Genomic DNA, 439 nt, shown 5'->3' on the forward strand with positions numbered 1-439 from the left:
TAACAAAGCCGTTATCGAAGTTATATTCACTACCAAAGTAGTGGCGTTTATTAGTGAACTAGAAAAGCGGTTTACCTCATACGACATAAGCCAAGTAGCACACCTAAAAAATAGATATGCGATACGGCTATATGAAAGTTTAATTCAGTATCGAGGTACAGGAAAACTAAACATAAGTTTAAATGATTTAAGGTTGCGATTGGGTTTACTAGAAAATGAATACTATCAAATGGCTATGTTTAAAGTACGAGTGTTGGACTTAGCGATTAACCAAATCAATGAGCATACAGACATCAAAGCGAGCTATAACCAACACAAAGAAGGGCGTTCAATCGTTGGGTTTACTTTCACATTCAAAGAAAAACCGAAGCCGAAAGCAAAAGGCGGTGAAGTCAATCGAGATGACACAACAGGCGACTTATTTAGCATTGATGGCATG

The 439-nt window shown here is 37.4% G+C and carries 1 protein-coding gene; it reads left to right on the forward strand.

Going from position 1 to position 439, the window contains the following annotated elements; all coding sequences use genetic code 11:
- Positions 1-439, forward strand: a 439-nt coding sequence (locus tag M3183_RS26765; RefSeq protein ID WP_251475083.1) for a RepB family plasmid replication initiator protein, incomplete at both ends; no start/stop codon positions are given.

Source organism: Neobacillus mesonae, assembly GCF_023715155.1.
GTDB lineage: Bacteria > Bacillota > Bacilli > Bacillales > Cytobacillaceae > Neobacillus > Neobacillus mesonae_A.